Below are 16271 nucleotides of genomic sequence, written 5' to 3'. Positions count from 1 at the left end.
TATTTTAATGATTTGGAGGATAAAATTGAAATTAATTATTTTAATGATTGCTGCCTATTTATTAGGTTCCATCCCAAACGGGGTATGGATTGGTAAAGCTTTCTTTAATATTGATATTAGGCAACATGGTTCTGAAAACATTGGTACAACAAATACATACCGTGTTTTAGGCACAACGGCTGGAACCATCGTTATGATTCTAGATATTTCTAAGGGAACCGTTGCCGCTTTATTACCAATTATATTCCACGTCAGTTTATTTTCTGACAATTTATCTAAATTGATTTTTGGTATTCTTGCCGTCATTGGTCATACTTTTTCCATTTTTGATCGATTTAGAGGTGGGAAAGCAGTCGCAACTAGTGCTGGGATGTTATTAGCATATAATCCCTATTTGTTTCTTTTAGCCGTAGTTAGCATTGTAATTATGATTTCCATCTTTAGTATGGTCAGTTTAGGCAGCATGTTTACCTTTACTTTAATTACCGTCGTTTCATTCTTAACTGGTGATCGGGTTCTAACCCCACTAGCACTTCTTCTGACAATTTTTGTTTTTTATCGTCATCGGCAAAACATTGTTAGAATTAAAAACGGGACTGAAGGACTAGTTCCATTTGGTCTTAACTACTGGCATAAGCATCAGCATCAATTATAGATACGAAGAGTGTCCCTTAAATGATTCATTTAAGAGGCACTTTTTATTTTAAAAGAAAGTCATATTAAATTGAGCGTTAAATTTTTGATTAGGTTCTAAATGATTAATGCCAATTTTAGTTTTAAAATCTGAATCATGATTGATTTCATCTGCAATCCCCCACCATGGTTCAATGCATACAAATGGTGCATTTTGAGCAGACCAAATGCCTAGATATGGACAATGATTTACGTTTAAAGCAATTCCATGGTTATCAATATCATTTGATAACATAACGGTGGTCTCTTTACGATTTAATTCTAAAATTCGAGCGTCATTTTTAAATAATTCATGGGTTAATTGAATGGGTTTCGTAATTTTTTCTTCAATTTGATGTTCAAAATCACTAAATGAATTCTTTAATCCAAGCCTTTGATACATTTTTTTAGGAGCAATGTTAATTGAATAATTGTTAAAGGTGCTTAAATCATGTTGAATTGGAATATTAAATCCAGGATGAGCACCAATTGAGAACCAAATTGATTGATTGTCAATATTTTTAACAATTAAATGGGTATTGATCTGATGCTGATTTAATTGATAAATAACAATTAGTTGAAACTTGAATGGATATATTTTCTTAGTTTCATCATCATCATGCAATTCTAATTCAATCATTTCATGATTATGCTTTAAAACGTTAAATTCTAAATCACGAGCAAAACCATGTTGAGTCATTCTATAACTATGCCCATTAAATTGGTAATGATCACCCTTTAAACGGCCAACAATTGGAAATAAAATCGGTGCATGCCTTGGCCAGTATTTAGGATCGGCTTGCCACAAGTATTCAGTATTATTTTCTAAAACACTGTTTAATTCAGCACCTTTAGTATTAACTTTAGCTTTTAAATATTGATTATTCAAAGTCATAAGCATCATTCATCATCTCCCTATGAACGTCCGTCATTCATTATAAGCCAAAAAAGAGTTGATATTAAGATTAATATCGACCCTTCAAATTTTTATTAAAATCAATCATAAAATATAGTCTGATAATTTAGCATTAGCAGCTAGATTACCAACTTTCTCCATGACATAGTGTTCAGTAATGGTAATATTACCCATCTCCATATCTGGACCCTCGTATAAAAGATCTTCAAGTAATTTTTCAAGAATCGTATGCAATCTCCTTGCACCAATGTTTTCTAATTTTTGATTTAATTGATAGGCAATGTCTGCAATTTTTTTAATGGCTTCAATTGTAAAAGTAACTTTGATATTATCAGTCCCAATTAATGCAATATACTGCTTAACAAGTGCATTATCAGGTTCAGTTAAAATTTTAACAAAGTCATCCTTAGTAAGTGGATTTAATTTAACACGGATTGGGAAACGACCTTGAAGTTCTGGAATCATATCACTTGGTTTTGATTGTGCAAACGAACCGGATGCAATAAAGAGGATGTGACTAGTATCTACTAAACCATACTTAGTCTTTACTTTACAGCCTTCGACAATTGGTAAAATATCACGCTGAACCCCATCTTTAGATACATCGCTTTGCTTATGATCACTGATGATCTTATCAATTTCATCTACAAAAATGATGCCAGTATTTTCAGCTTTTTGAATTGCTTTTCGATAAACATCTGCGTTATTAATTAATTCTTCCGAAATTTCCCTTGTTAAAATTTCCCTTGCTTCAGCAATTGAAACGGTTTTTTTAACTTTAGGCTTGGGCATTAAACTACTTAAATCAATGTTTAATTGACTCATGATGCCATTGTAATTATTCATGTCCTTATTCGGATCATTTACCATGATATTAATCTCTTTATTATCTAATAAACCTTTTCTTAATTGGCTAGAAGCTGACATCCGTTGTTCTTTAATTGAATCTGGAACTTCGGTCTCCTCTTGGTTCTGGTTAGCAAATTCATCCGGCATTTCACCCTTTTGAATTTTCTTTACCATCCCCATTAAATCTTTCATATCGTTCTTTTTACCATCATTACCCTGCTGGTGAATTGGGACTAAAATTTTAACTAATTTATTATCAGCTCTTCTAGCGGCTTCATTTTCGACATTCTTCATTGCTAATTGCCTTTCGGTTTGAACCGCATTTTCAACCAAACCACGAACCATGGATTCAGCATCATTACCACCATGACCGACTTCAGTAAATTTAGTGGCCTCAACCTTCGCGAAAGGCATATTAACGATTTTAGCTAACCGTCTAGCAATTTCAGTTTTACCGACACCTGTAGGTCCGATCATCAACATATTCTTAGGTGTAATATCATCTTGAATATTTTTAGGTAATTGAAGACGACGATAACGATTTCTTAATGCAATTGCAACATCTTTTTTAGCTTCAGTTTGTCCAATGACATATTGATTTAATAATTCTACGATTTGTTTGGGAGTTTTTTCCATACTATTCATTAATTTTAACCTCGCTTTACTAGTTTATGACCTCGGAAAATATTGTTTATAATTATCTAAGAGGTGCTTCTTCGTAACATGGGTGTAGATTTGAGTTGTAGATAAACTACTATGACCTAATAATTCTTGAACGGTCCTTAAATCCGCACCATTATTTAGCATTTGAGTAGCAAACGTGTGCCTTAACATATGGGGATGAACATGCATGGTTAACGAAGTATTTTTAACCACCGAATCTAGAATATATTCAATCCCACGTGTAGACATCGGTCGGCCATTTTGATTGATTAATAAGTAATCATGATGCCGATGGTATTTAGCCATGATTGGTAACCTAGTTTTTTCCTGGTAAAGCTGCATCATTCCCTTAGCATCATTGCCAAAGGGAACGTAACGTTGCTTCTTACCTTTTCCCAGGATTAACATGATCTGATTATCTAAATCAATCTGTTTTAATGTTAAATTAACACACTCACTTACACGAATGCCAGTATCATATAAAATTAATATAATCAGAATATTACGATAAGATAACTGTTTATTTTTTCCATGGGAAGCTGCTTTCAGCAGTTGAACTACTTCTTTCGAATATAAAAATTTAGGTAAGTGAATATTATGACGCTTAATATGAATATAAGCAAACGGATCGTGTTTCATAATTTCATTTTGCATCAAAAAGTGATAAAAAGAATGAATAGCGGAAACTTTACGTAGAATCGTGCTCTTTTCATCATTTTTTTGATTTAATGCCGTCATATAAGTTTCAACATCCGAATTGTCTAATTTTAATAGTGAATGGTGTTTAGCATGTTTCTTTATGATTTGATTATATTCTAAAAGATCATGTTGATAGGAAGACGAAGTATTTTCAGAATACTGCCTTTCATTCTTAATGTATTTAATAAATAATTGAATTAATGCTTGATTATTCAATGAAACCGCCTCATTTAGCAGCTGGAACCCTTAAAGCATTTTGATTGACAACTTTAGGCCTTTGGTTCAGATACCTTGGAATCACATGTAAATGCATGTGCATGACTGCTTGTCCCGCTAAACGCCCACAGTTAGCACCAATATTATATCCAACTGGATGAAATTGACGATCTAAGTATGATTTAACCCTTAACAGTAAATGTTGAATTGATAATACTTGTTGATCAGTTAATTGAAACAAATTTTCAACATGGTCCTTAGGAACAATTAAAACATGTCCTTTACTGACGGGATGAATATCATAAAATGCCTTTGTTAAACTATTTTCTATAATAATATTTTTCTTTTGGCAAAAAACGCAATTTGGATCAATCATTTCAACCTAGCTTTCTTAAATCTTTATTTATTATTTTTAATCGGATGTCCCCAGAATTGGAAATAATCAGTTCTAAGAGATCCATTATATAGTTTCCTTCTTTTAGTTGCTTTTTGAGCATAGTATTTTTCAAAATTTAAATCACTTGTAATAAAGTATTTAGACCAACTATGTAATGGCCGGAACACTTTTCCTAATTGTTGGTATAGTTTATGAGTTGCCCTTTGATCTTCTAATCTTTGACCGTATGGCGGATTAGATACAACCACACCATTATCTCCATGAATATCGTTTAAATCATTTACAGCAACCTGTTTAAAGGTAATATCATGTAAGACATTCGCCTGTTCGGCGTTGACCTTTGCAATATCAATCATATTTTGATTAATATCGGAAGCAAAAATATTTAAATGAATGTCATTCTTAATTTTAGCTGCTGCTTCTTCCTTTGTTGATTGAACTAATTTATCATCAACAAAATCCCAATTTTCAAAAGTAAATGAACGTTTCAAACCTGGAGCAATATTTCTACCCATCAATGCAGCTTCAATTGGAATAGTTCCTGAACCACACATGGGATCGATAAATGGTTTGGAAGCGTTCCAATTAGTTAATTCAACTAGTGCAGCCGCCATGTTTTCCTTGATTGGTGCAGGTCCCTTGGCAACTCGATAACCCCGTTTAAATAAACTAGGTCCAGTTGTGTCCATAGTTAGCATCGCACGATTTTTATACAAATCAATTTCTAATGGATATAAGTTACCAGTTTCAGGTAATCTGGTCCTACGATGATAAACATCGCTTAGTTCTTTAACAACTGCTTTTTTAGCGATTGCTTGGACATCTGGAACACTGTGCAATTTTGATTGGTGTGATTTACCTTCCATTGGAAAAGCTGCATCCATCGGTAACCATTGATCCCATTTGATTGATGTGATTTGGTTAAATAATTGATCAAAGGTAGTTGCGTTAAATTCGCTAATGATAATTTTAATACGGTCGGCAGTCCTTAACCATAAATTACATTTGATAATATCTTTAATCGTGCCATGAAATCGTACCCGTCCATTTTCAACTTTGACTTGATAACCTAAATCACGCAATTCATTTCCAACCAGTGCTTCAATTCCAGCTGCACATGTAGCCATTAATTTAAATTCTCTCATAAATGCCTCCTAAAAGGATTGTTAATTTATATTATATCCGATTCAATTCAATTGCAAAATAAAAAGAGTGAGAGAAAACTCCCACTCTTTCCTGAATGTATAGATTCCTATAAGCCATGTTCCGTACTTTATTAAGATGTCAGGGGCACTTTAATAAAGCAGTAATCATCTATCTGAACTATAAAATTAATTATAATTCCCCCACACTTGGTTGAATTTCCGTGTGTGAAGCTCCCCTACCATTAATTTGGGTTTCCCGCTCGTGGGGTTTACCGCGTTCCATCAATAGAATTTCTTCTATCATTCGTCACTGTGGCACTTTCATGAATACTTAAGCATAGTAGAACCTTAGCTTTTTCTTCCGCCATGGTTATTAAATATAACCCCTTGGCTTATTTTTTCACCAAGCGCGAACACTACAAGCATCTCAGCTTGTGCGAGAGTGGACTTTCCTCAGCTAACTTGAGCTAGCCGCGATTACTCAGAACCTATACAATTTAATATCAATAATTATAAACGATGTGAACTATTAGGATTATTATCACCTAATTGTGATCCAAAAACTCTGCGTTCTAAATTAGATAATCTTTTTAGAATATCAACATTAACATTTGTATTATTAACATTATTATAATTTTGTGATGCAGATGAATGAGATGATACCTGTGTACCATTTGTTTTTAAATCATTAATTTGATTCTTTAAACGATCATTTTCATTTTGTAATTGCTGGATTTGTTTATTAAAGGTTTCATAATCTTCAATAATACCATCTAAAAATTTATCGACTTCTGAAGAATTATATCCACGCACTTTATGTTCAAAATGCTTCTGCAATATATCTTTAGGCGTAAATTTAATTTTATCCATTTAGTTACACCTCACATTAACGTCACGAATAACATTATTTATTATAGCAGAATTATCTATAATGTAAAATCATTTTTTTAAATTTTCTTCATATTCATTTGCAGCTTCCTGTAAATCATCAAAATCAATGATTTTAAATGGGTAATCACGTTGCTCAGAATACGTTTTAATACGATGATAATCATACTTACTTTTACCCTCATGGTCTGGATCGTAGATCATAATTGCTTCATCTGTATGAGATAGCATAAATCGTTGATAATTAATTAATTGGCTTGGCGAATTATATTCTTTATGGCTTACAGAATCTGCAAAATCAGCATTTTGGATTATTTTTGATAGTTTTAATTTATTATTCTGATTCCAGCGTTTTTGAACATTTTTAAACGGTGACATGACGGCAACTTTAAATTCATTTGGATATTTTTGTTTTAGCTTAACCGCTTGTTGAACACTTAATTGTTCAATGCCTAGCTGTGGCCCTGTGATAATCCAATCAACTCCACTCTCAATTGCTTGAATTAAATTTTGCTTAATGACTTGATTAATAACTTTTAATTTAGGATCTTTATCATTAAAAATTCCTAATTCGTAACTCCGGTATCCCGTAATCCACAATCTTTTCAAGCAACCATCTCCAATCAAAACTAATTTTAATTTTCAAATAACGAACTCAATTGGTATAATGTTAATAATTAATGGAATGGAAATATTAACAGTTTTAATTTAAAGGATGTCTTTGAATGACAATTAAATATCCGAATGGTAACCATTATCAGCCACATTTAAAATCTAAAATTTCTAGGCCCATTATCTATGGGAAACGTGGGATGAGTTTAGAAGATGAAGTTAATAAGAGTAATCAATATTATTTAGAAAATCAAATTGCGGTTGTCCATAAGAAACCAACGCCAATTCGAATTGTGAAAGTTAACTACCCTAAAAGAAGTGCCGCAGTGATTAAAGAAGCCTATTTTGATCATGCATCAACAACAGATTATAACGGTGTTTATAAGGGTTATTATATCGATTTTGATGCAAAAGAAACCAAAAGCTTAACTGCCTTTCCACTTCGTAATTTTCATAAACATCAAGTTGAACATATGCGACAATGTGTTCGGCAAGGTGGAATCTGTTTTGCACTAATTAAGTTCGTAAAAACAAATGAAATTTTTGTTTTTAAAGCTTCTGATTTATTTTATTTCTGGGATCAACAGAATCATGGTGGTCGGAAATCAATTCCAAAACCAATAGTTGAAAAATTAGGATATCAAATTCACTATCATTTTCAACCACTAATTCCATATATTAATGCAGTTAATCAAATTATCCAATCATAAAGGAGAGGTTCTATTTCATGGATAATAATGAAAATCGATCATTTAGGTCAGGAGCAAAACGAAGATTGCAAGCGCCAAAGCCTAAACGTCATCTTTTTAAAAAAATAACTTTATCCGTTATTACAGTTTTACTAGTTCTTTTAGTTTTAGGAACTGGACTTTTTATTTATTATGCTTCAAGTGCACCTAAAATTGATTACAATTCACTAACTAGTGATAATTCAACCAAAATTTATGATAATCGAGGTAAAATTATTTCTAGGTTAGGTGCCCAAAACCGTGATTATGTTTCTTCTAAGCAAACACCTCGTCAATTAAAATCAGCGGTGGTTTCAATTGAAGATCGTCACTTTTATACTGATCAAGGAGTCGATCCAGCCAGAATTGTTGAAGCGGCATTTTCAGATGTCTTCCATTCATCAAATATCCAAGGTGGAAGTACCCTAACTCAGCAGTTAGTAAAATTATCCGTTTTCTCAACCGCTGCTTCCGATCGAACGATTAAGCGTAAAGCTCAAGAAGCTTGGTTAGCACTTAAGATTGATCATCAATATTCTAAGCAAAAGATCTTAGAATTTTATATTAATAAAGTATACATGGGGAATAATATTTATGGGATGCAAACTGCTGCTGAATATTATTACGGCAAACCATTAAGTAAGCTAAATCTTGCTGAAACAGCTACTTTAGCTGGGATGCCACAATCACCAACACTTTATAATCCATATGTTTACCCTAAGTACGCTCAGGAACGGAGAAACCAAGTTTTATCAGCAATGGTTCAAAACAAGCAAATTTCACAACAGGAAGCAAATCAAGCTGCTAATACTAACATTAAGGCTAATTTAGCAAAGAGTCATCATAATACCGATACATTTTCAGTTAATGAAAAATACATTGATGGTTATTTGAAGCAGGTTATTCAAGAATTAAATGAAAAAGGATATAACACCCATTCCGGTGCTAAAGTATATACTAATTTAAATCTTAATAATCAAAAACATCTTTATAAATTAGCTAATGGACATGATATCAGCTTTCCTAATAATAAATTTCAGGTTGGTGCAACCATGGTGAATGCCCATAACGGAAAAGTAACTGCAATGCTTGGTGGACGTAAAGTTAAAGTTCCATTTGGTACTAATCGAGCTGTTCAAACTGACCGTTCCAATGGTTCAACTATGAAACCACTAATGGATTATGGCCCAGCAATTCAATATTTGAAGTACCCAACTTACCAACCGGTTTATGATACTCCTTATACTTATCCCGGGACTGATATTTCATTACATGATTTTGATAACCGTTATGAAGGTATTATTACCATGAGAAAAGCAATTGTGGAATCTAGAAATATTCCTGCAATTAGAACTGCTGTTAACGTTGGAATTCCACGAGCAACTGATTTTCTAAGTCGTCTAGGATTAAGATTTAATAAACAATTGGAAATCCAAAACGGAATTGGTGCTTACATTTCATCTGAACAAGAAGCAGCTGCTTACGCTGCATTTGCCAATGGTGGGACTTATTATAAACCGTACTTAGTTAATAAAGTTGTGACTTCTGATAATAAAGTTCATAATTATTCTAGTAATGGTAAACGAGCCATGTCTAGAGCAACAGCGTTTATGCTGACTGATATGATGAAAGGCGTTATGAATTCATCTAATGGATCAGGAACAGCTGCCAAAGTTTCTGGATTAAATGAAGCCGGTAAAACTGGAACGACGCAATATCCAAATAACTATTTAGATAAATTTGCTGGATACGCTTCAATGGATTCGTGGTTTACTGGTTATACCAAAAATATGGCCATGTCAATTTGGACCGGCTATGATCATCCGTTCCAGGCTGGACACGATGTTACTGCTGAACAAACCAATATTGCTCAGGAACTATATAAGTATGAAATGGAGTATGCATCTGTAGGACAACCGAATGAAGATTGGACTAAACCAAGTGATGTTGGTGAAATTAATAAGAACGGTCATCCAGAATATTATATTGAGGGTCATTCGAATATTTCAGGCGATGTTACCCATAATGGTGATTTAACAAGTAATAAGAAATATAATCTATCATTAAATGGCTCTGATAGTAGCAGTGAAAGTTCTTCATCAAGTAGCAGTACCAATACTAATTCAGAATCAAGTAGTGCTAAGAGTGATAAAGATAGTGATAATGATACTAATAATAGTTCAGGAAGCACTTCTAGTGACATTGACCACTCATCAAGTGGTTCAGGTTCTAGTGGTAGTTCTAATGATAATAGCTCATCATCACAGCCATCACAGTCTTCTTCATCCCAATTAAGTAGCAGCTCAAACCAATCATCAAGTAGTTCGTCTAGTTCAAACAACCAGAGTTAATATTATTAATTTAATATAAATTAAAAGAGTACTGAAAATTCAGTACTCTTTTTTATTCTTTATGTTGATTTCCTTGAATTTTAAAAATTGGAATTTTAGGCTTATTTTTGATTGAATGTTTAACATATGAATGTTCATCCCGTTGTTGGCGTAGATGTTCTACATCTTCTGGTGTCCTAACGTTACGCTTTCGCCAATTAAATAGAATTTTATCCATATATTTTAAATTATAAACCTGATTTAAAACGGCCTCTTTTAAAGCTAACGATATCATTTGTGGTTGATATTTGTCTTGATCAATCCAATCACTGATAGTCTCAAGCTCCATTGGTGATAAATTTCGGCCAAATTCCTGCTCAATTTGTCTAAAAACATTTTGACGTTGATTAACCGTTAAATCATCTGCTTGTTCATCAATTTGAGTTTGATCAACAGTTTGATTTGTTTCGATATTTTGCTTAGGTGATTGTTTACTTAAAGCACTTAATTTTTCATACATTAAAGTGAAATCATATTGATCATATGAACCGCCGCTTTTAGTCTTAACGGTATTAATTGTCATTAATTTTTTATGAATTAATTCATGGAGTAATTGATACGCCTTTTGTTTTGAAAACCCGGTTGAGTGGGTAATTTTAGATATTAAAGGAAATTCAATTCCTCGATCTTCATTCCTTTTAACCTGTAAATACACCATAAATTCATCCGTAGTCATACCCAATTTAGTAAAATTAGCCAACAAGTAGTTAGAAATGTTAGTTTGGCCACTTGCTAAAATTACTTTGGCAAATGAATCCATCAAATTTCTCCTTTCTTGTGATTCTAATAAATAATTTTAAACGTTGTTAATTAATTGGAGAATTTTACCATTCTTAAATTGAACCTTGCAATAACAAAGTTGTTTATTTTGATTTAAATATCCAACTGACCAAACCGGTTGATTATTATAAATTGCTGGTGAAATATTAAAGAATTTTTGGGGATGATCACGCTTGGTAATAATATTTTTAACCTGATCAATGCTTAACCCATCCTTTTGATTTAAAACGGTAACTTTACCACCATTTTTAGCAATAACAACTAATAAATGTTGGTTCTTTTCATTTGTTCCACCAACGGTATAATATGTTTGATTTAAATTTGAAATATAAAAATTATCAACTTTTTGGACGCCAGCATCCCTTTTAGCGATTCCAGATGCTTCCCCTCTGATTTGTCTAAATGGTGACTGAGATTGGTGAAAGATGATAAAAACACCAATTAAAATAACTAAAACGATTAAAAGAATCATATTTAAAATAAAGCGATTATGTTTTTTGCGTAAAATTTCTCTTTCCATATTATTGATTGCCTCTTTAATAATAATAATTAATCATTATCATAACATAATTATTATATATAATTATTGATTAAAAACATTTTGATGTCATTTTGAATTTGGTTTAGCGGCTCATACTTAGTAATTATTGAACTGGGCAATGAATTGATTAGTAGCTTAACGTTTTGGTCGTTTAAACCAATTAATGTTACCGTCCCTTTATTCTGTGCTAATAACATAAATTTAACAATAAGCTGTTTCCAATTAAAAACATTTCTAGCTGATTGATTTAAATCGTTATTAATAACTAATAACGATTTTAATTTGTTATGGTGCCACTTTAAATTTTGAAATAATTTCATACTTCCAATAACAATTGCATTTGGAAAACTTTTGATCATTTTTAAAATCTTTTGCTTTGATCCGCTAATTCCTTCTGCTAAAATTGTTCGATTGTTTTGAGCGGCAAGCGATTCATAAATAGGTTCAATTGTTTCTAAATCATTAACATGAATAAAAGTTAAATTTGGATTTGCATTGATGACCTGATTCATTTTTGAGCTGACACGGTCAATTTGATTATCAATGGGATGATTTTCAACAAAAATCCGCATTTGTTTAGAGTACGGTGGATGGTCATGAGAACGAATTGGGATGGTTAACTTGGGATTTACCTTGAGTGCATTTTTAATGATTTGACCATGTTTTAATAAAAATAATGATGATCCAGAGAATATAACGCTGCGGAATTTAAGGATAAGATCATCGATGGTTAATGAATAATGCAGATTTTTATGATAACAAATTTTAATACTACTTGGATTTAAAGAACGATTAATTTCAATTTTAAATGCAACGGATTGAAGTGAATCATTTTGATTAATGACTTGTCGATTCATTTTAATAAATGGTTTCATTGTGGTAATGGATTGAAATAATTTTCTCAAGTTCATTTGATACTGATCTAATAAAAATTGATCATCACTAGAATGAAAATGTTGGTTAATGAAAATATTATTTAATTTATGTGATAAAATTTTGATACGGTTAGTATTTTTAACAATTGATACTAATATATTATTAATTAAAATTAATTGAGAACGTTGATTGATTTGAATATTAACTTCATAATCATCCATCATTGAATGTAGTTGAGCCCGTTTGATGATAAATTTATTAAATCGATTGAGTAATAAATTTTGCTTCATTTCAATTTGATCTAATAACAAATCTGATTTAATAATGATTTGGTAGGCATGAAGGTCATGGTGAAAAACGTTCTTTAAATTTTGATAATGGGTCCGATTAAAATTGCTTTTGATTCGATGAATAATAATTGGAATCATTGGAAAATTAATCGTTAATTGGTTAGCCTTTTTGAATACTTTAGGTAACATTTGGGCCTGATCGTAAACTAAATATAATTTTTTTAATTTTATTGGGAAAATAGATTTAAAATGACGATTGGTAAATGTGCATTGATCAATAATGATAAATTGGTCCTGCTTAACCCTGCGATTCCTTAATTTAATAAAATCAAATTTAGCAAATGGATTTTTAACCTGATTCTGGTGTTCTAAAAATGAATCTGGATAACTCCTGATATCATTTAAATACTGACTATTGTTAATTCCTAATTCATCAAGATCCCCTGTTTTAGTAATCGTTAACCAAACTAAAATCTTAGCTTTAATTAGCGGGTCTAATTTAGTATGATTTGGCATTGATAAACTATTTGAAAATTTTAATAGGTTAATATAATGTTCATCAGATTTAAAATTAGAACCATGGATTGGAAATGAAAGAATACTATTTAAATAGGGAATTAACTGATTTATAAATTGATTAATATCATTTTGATTTGATAAAATAAATAATGTTTGTTTATGTTCGTTACTGACAATCTTAGACATTGAATATGAAATTGCCAGTAATCTTTGGAAATATTCTGGAATTTCAACCATCATCCCATGATGATAATGTCGATGAATTTTACCGATGATTCGTTTTAATTCTGCATTATGATTGAAATGCTGTTTTTCTTTTAAATTAATTTGATTATTATTTTGATCATGATGAATATTGATTTTCCTGAGAATTAAGTGATGACACCGAAATAAAAAATTGGGAGTTTGATCTGATTGATGATCTGACTGTGCCCATTTAAATACTTGCATTGTATCCTGTGGAAGATTCGGCTTGAGCTTTATAATTTGATTAATAATCATTAACGGAAGCCTGAATGCCCGGTTAATAAGAACAATTAATAATTTAGCAGTTGCATAGGCATCACTATCTGAAGAATGTGGATGTTTATGAACAATGTTAAAATATCCGCTCACATCACGTAAACGATAACTTGGCATTGTTGGTAATAAAATTTGACTTAAAGTAACTGTGTCAATTGCTTGAATTTTTAAAGAACTGAAACCATTTTGAATTAATTCTTGATTTAAAAATGGAAAATCAAAATTAACATTATGGGCGACAAAAATCGTATTGGATAATAATCGCTTGATTTTATCAGCAATCTGTTTAAATGTCGGTGCATGATCAGTTTGTTTTCTACTGATTCCCGTTAATTTTGTAATCCGCTCTGGAATTTCTTCTTTAGGATTGATGTAAGTATTAAAATTATTAATTACTCGATTGTTCTGAACAAATGAACAGCTAAATTGAATGATTTTAGCACCATCATTTACATTTGTTCCGGTTGTTTCTAAATCAACCACTGCAAATACTTTATTCATCATTAATTTTCACCTAATTCTTTCATTCAATGTTAGTATAATTACCCTAAACAAATTATACTAATAATATAATAATATGATAACATGGAATAATGTCTAGAAAGTGAGCGAATGTCAAATTGACAAATTATTCTACTGGAACAAGTCACGCTAAAATTATTTTAATTGGTGAACACAGCGCTGTTTACAAGAAGCCATCCATTGTTTTACCCCTATTTAGTTTAAAAATGGAAGCTAAAATTACCCCAATCCAAAATGGTCAAACTATTCATAGTCGTTACTACAATGGTAATTTATCTGATGCTCCTAAAAATTTATTAGGAATAAAAGCATTGGTTTATAACCTTTTAAAAAAATTTAATCAATCTAACGCTAATTTTGACCTTCAAATTAAAAGTAATATTCCATCAGAATGTGGGATGGGCTCATCTGCAGCATCATCAATTGCTGTTACTAAAGCTTTACATAATTATTTTAATTATCCATTAAATCGATCGTTATTACTTAGCGAAAGTAACATTGAAGAGAAAATTACCCATGGAAATCCAAGTGGAATGGACGCAGCAGCAGCTAGCTCTGAAGCACCGATTTGGTTTATTAAAGGTAAGTCAGTTCAACAAGTCCCGTTTAATATCCATGGTTCACTAATTATTGCTTATACGGGCATTCAAAGTCAGACCAATCAAGCAGTTTCATTAGTTCATAAACGCTTAATTGATTCAAGCCATCATGCACAGATCAAATCTGCAATTAATCAGTTAGGTCAAATTGCAATCGATGCAAAACAAAATTTACAAACTGGCAGTATTAAAAACATTGGTCATAATATGGATGATGCTCAAAAACAATTGACAACTTTAGGAGTTAGTATCAAAGCAATTGATAATTTAATTCAAACTGGAAAAAAAGCCGGTGCACTGGGTGCTAAACTGACTGGAAGTGGTTTAGGCGGCTGTGTAATTATGATTGCATTTAAAAAGGATGCAAAGCATATTGCACAGGCCTTAAAATTTGCTGGTGCAACTAAAACATGGATTCAAAATTTTAATTAGGAGGATTTTTTGATGCCAATATCTCATTATCCGGTAATTGCACGTGCTCATACAAACATTGCTTTAATTAAGTATTGGGGAAAAGCAAATGAAAAATTAATTATTCCCGAAAATAATAGTTTATCGATGACCTTAGATAATTTTTATACTGACACTTCTGTCCAATTTAGTCAATCTTTAACTCATGATGAACTAATCTTAAACCACCAATTAATTGATGATTCAACTCGCATCACCAAATTTTTGGATTTAGTTCGTAAACGAGCAGGAATTAACTTTTATGCTAAGGTTGAATCAATTAACCATGTTCCAACATCTGCAGGAATGGCTTCTTCTGCTTCCGCCTTCTCGGCATTGGCTGCCGCTTCAAGTAAAGCAGCGGGTTTAAATTTAAATTTTAAAGATCTATCTAGATTAGCGAGAAGAGGCTCAGGTTCTGCTTCCCGTTCTATTTATGGTGGATTTGTAGAATGGAAAAAAGGGACGAACGATTCAAATTCATATGCGGTTTCAATTCAAGAACACCCCATCATGGATATTAGATTAATTACGGTGATTCTGAACCGCTCACATAAAAGAATCAGTAGCCGCGAAGGAATGAAAAGATCAGTTCAGACTTCTCCCTACTATGATGCATGGAAAAAAACAACGGCAAGTGATTTGCAGAAAGTTAAGAATGCTATCTCAAAAAATAATTTTAATCAATTAGGCCAAGTTGCCGAGTCAAATGCTATGAAAATGCATGCATTAACTTTAAGTGCTTGGCCTGATTTTATGTATTTTAAACCGGATACGATTAAGGTTATCAATAAAGTTAAATCATTCAGGGATAATGGAATCAATTGTTACTTTACAATGGATGCTGGTCCTAATGTTATTATTGTTTGCCTAAAAAAAGATAGCCAATTTATTAAATCTAACTTGTCTAAGACGCTTAAATCTGATAATATTGTAGTTTCAGGTCCCGGTGAGGGAGTTAAATTCTTACATAAAATTAAAAGTGAAGGGAAATGAT

15 protein-coding genes and 1 other RNA gene are annotated in these 16271 nt (G+C 31.8%); 5 read left to right on the top strand and 11 right to left on the bottom strand.

Translation table 11 applies throughout. The features are described from left to right. The first annotated feature begins 19 nt into the window (after nt 1–19). Nucleotides 20–655 (top strand): glycerol-3-phosphate 1-O-acyltransferase PlsY, encoded by a 636-nt coding sequence (gene plsY / locus WR164_RS04280; protein WP_444980960.1) that lies wholly within the window; start codon nt 20–22, stop codon nt 653–655. Nucleotides 656–703: 48 nt separating this feature from the next. Here plsY and WR164_RS04275 read toward each other — a convergent pair whose 3' ends face one another. From WR164_RS04275 to WR164_RS04240, 8 genes are all read right to left on the bottom strand, one after another. After that, nucleotides 704–1576 carry an aldose 1-epimerase family protein gene (locus WR164_RS04275; protein ID WP_286136314.1) on the bottom strand — a complete coding sequence of 291 codons (873 nt, stop codon included), beginning with the start codon at nt 1574–1576 and terminating at the stop codon, nt 704–706. A gap of 96 nt (nt 1577–1672) precedes the next feature. Further along, a complete protein-coding gene (gene hslU, locus WR164_RS04270) occupies nt 1673–3082 on the bottom strand; it encodes an ATP-dependent protease ATPase subunit HslU (protein WP_286136313.1) in 1410 nt (469 codons plus the stop codon). A gap of 24 nt (nt 3083–3106) precedes the next feature. After that, complete coding sequence (locus WR164_RS04265) at nt 3107–4015, bottom strand: tyrosine-type recombinase/integrase (RefSeq protein ID WP_286136312.1); 909 nt, start codon at nt 4013–4015, stop codon at nt 3107–3109. Between the two features lie 10 nt (nt 4016–4025). After that, nucleotides 4026–4391: an HIT family protein gene (locus tag WR164_RS04260; protein WP_286136311.1), complete on the bottom strand. Its 366-nt coding sequence runs from the start codon at nt 4389–4391 to the stop codon at nt 4026–4028. Between the two features lie 23 nt (nt 4392–4414). Continuing rightward, nucleotides 4415–5557, bottom strand: a complete 1143-nt coding sequence (locus WR164_RS04255; RefSeq protein WP_286136310.1) for a THUMP domain-containing class I SAM-dependent RNA methyltransferase — start codon at nt 5555–5557, stop codon at nt 4415–4417. A gap of 105 nt (nt 5558–5662) precedes the next feature. Then, an RNA gene (gene rnpB / locus WR164_RS04250) (RNase P RNA component class B) lies at nt 5663–6046 on the bottom strand. A gap of 21 nt (nt 6047–6067) precedes the next feature. After that, nucleotides 6068–6427, bottom strand: coding sequence for a cell division regulator GpsB (gene gpsB / locus WR164_RS04245; RefSeq protein WP_286136309.1), 360 nt, complete (start codon nt 6425–6427; stop codon nt 6068–6070). A gap of 69 nt (nt 6428–6496) precedes the next feature. Continuing rightward, nucleotides 6497–7054, bottom strand: coding sequence for an SLOG family protein (locus WR164_RS04240; RefSeq protein ID WP_286136308.1), 558 nt, complete (start codon nt 7052–7054; stop codon nt 6497–6499). Between the two features lie 116 nt (nt 7055–7170). Between WR164_RS04240 and recU the strand changes: the two genes are divergently transcribed. Together recU and WR164_RS04230 are read left to right on the top strand one after the other, a co-directional pair. Next, nucleotides 7171–7767, top strand: a complete 597-nt coding sequence (gene recU / locus WR164_RS04235) for a Holliday junction resolvase RecU (RefSeq protein WP_286136307.1) — start codon at nt 7171–7173, stop codon at nt 7765–7767. A 17-nt stretch (nt 7768–7784) separates the two neighbouring features. Beyond that, nucleotides 7785–10136, top strand: coding sequence for a transglycosylase domain-containing protein (locus WR164_RS04230; protein WP_286136306.1), 2352 nt, complete (start codon nt 7785–7787; stop codon nt 10134–10136). 52 nt (nt 10137–10188) lie between these two features. Here WR164_RS04230 and WR164_RS04225 read toward each other — a convergent pair whose 3' ends face one another. From WR164_RS04225 to WR164_RS04215, 3 genes are read right to left on the bottom strand one after another with little or no spacing between them, the layout of a single operon-like run. Then, nucleotides 10189–10935, bottom strand: coding sequence for a DnaD domain protein (locus tag WR164_RS04225; protein WP_286136305.1), 747 nt, complete (start codon nt 10933–10935; stop codon nt 10189–10191). Between the two features lie 36 nt (nt 10936–10971). After that, nucleotides 10972–11475, bottom strand: coding sequence for a cell wall elongation regulator TseB-like domain-containing protein (locus WR164_RS04220; protein WP_286136304.1), 504 nt, complete (start codon nt 11473–11475; stop codon nt 10972–10974). Nucleotides 11476–11528: 53 nt separating this feature from the next. Further along, entirely contained in the window at nt 11529–14204 is a 2676-nt protein-coding gene (locus tag WR164_RS04215) for an exonuclease domain-containing protein (protein ID WP_286136303.1), read from the bottom strand. A gap of 119 nt (nt 14205–14323) precedes the next feature. On the opposite strand from WR164_RS04215, the gene mvk reads away from it, so the two are divergent. Together mvk and mvaD are read left to right on the top strand one after the other, a co-directional pair. After that, a complete protein-coding gene (gene mvk, locus WR164_RS04210; protein ID WP_286136302.1) occupies nt 14324–15256 on the top strand; it encodes a mevalonate kinase in 933 nt (310 codons plus the stop codon). 12 nt (nt 15257–15268) lie between these two features. After that, a complete protein-coding gene (gene mvaD, locus WR164_RS04205; RefSeq protein ID WP_286136301.1) occupies nt 15269–16270 on the top strand; it encodes a diphosphomevalonate decarboxylase in 1002 nt (333 codons plus the stop codon). Nucleotide 16271: the final 1 nt, after the last annotated feature.

Source organism: Philodulcilactobacillus myokonensis, assembly GCF_027923585.1.
Taxonomy (GTDB): domain Bacteria; phylum Bacillota; class Bacilli; order Lactobacillales; family Lactobacillaceae; genus Philodulcilactobacillus; species Philodulcilactobacillus myokonensis.
The sequence above is the reverse complement of the archived record's forward strand: the minus strand, read 5'-3'. Positions and strand labels throughout refer to the sequence as shown.

Excerpts from the sequence above, each read along its gene's own strand:
- WR164_RS04275 (WP_286136314.1), bottom strand. The coding sequence starts at position 1,576 with ATGATGCTTATGACTTTGAATAATCAATATTTAAAAGCTAAAGTTAAT.
- hslU (WP_286136313.1), bottom strand. The coding sequence starts at position 3,082 with ATGAATAGTATGGAAAAAACTCCCAAACAAATCGTAGAATTATTAAAT.
- WR164_RS04260 (WP_286136311.1), bottom strand. The coding sequence starts at position 4,391 with ATGATTGATCCAAATTGCGTTTTTTGCCAAAAGAAAAATATTATTATA.
- WR164_RS04255 (WP_286136310.1), bottom strand. The coding sequence starts at position 5,557 with ATGAGAGAATTTAAATTAATGGCTACATGTGCAGCTGGAATTGAAGCA.
- gpsB (WP_286136309.1), bottom strand. The coding sequence starts at position 6,427 with ATGGATAAAATTAAATTTACGCCTAAAGATATATTGCAGAAGCATTTT.
- recU (WP_286136307.1), top strand. The coding sequence starts at position 7,171 with ATGACAATTAAATATCCGAATGGTAACCATTATCAGCCACATTTAAAA.
- WR164_RS04230 (WP_286136306.1), top strand. The coding sequence starts at position 7,785 with ATGGATAATAATGAAAATCGATCATTTAGGTCAGGAGCAAAACGAAGA.
- WR164_RS04225 (WP_286136305.1), bottom strand. The coding sequence starts at position 10,935 with ATGGATTCATTTGCCAAAGTAATTTTAGCAAGTGGCCAAACTAACATT.
- WR164_RS04220 (WP_286136304.1), bottom strand. The coding sequence starts at position 11,475 with ATGGAAAGAGAAATTTTACGCAAAAAACATAATCGCTTTATTTTAAAT.
- WR164_RS04215 (WP_286136303.1), bottom strand. The coding sequence starts at position 14,204 with ATGAATAAAGTATTTGCAGTGGTTGATTTAGAAACAACCGGAACAAAT.
- mvaD (WP_286136301.1), top strand. The coding sequence starts at position 15,269 with ATGCCAATATCTCATTATCCGGTAATTGCACGTGCTCATACAAACATT.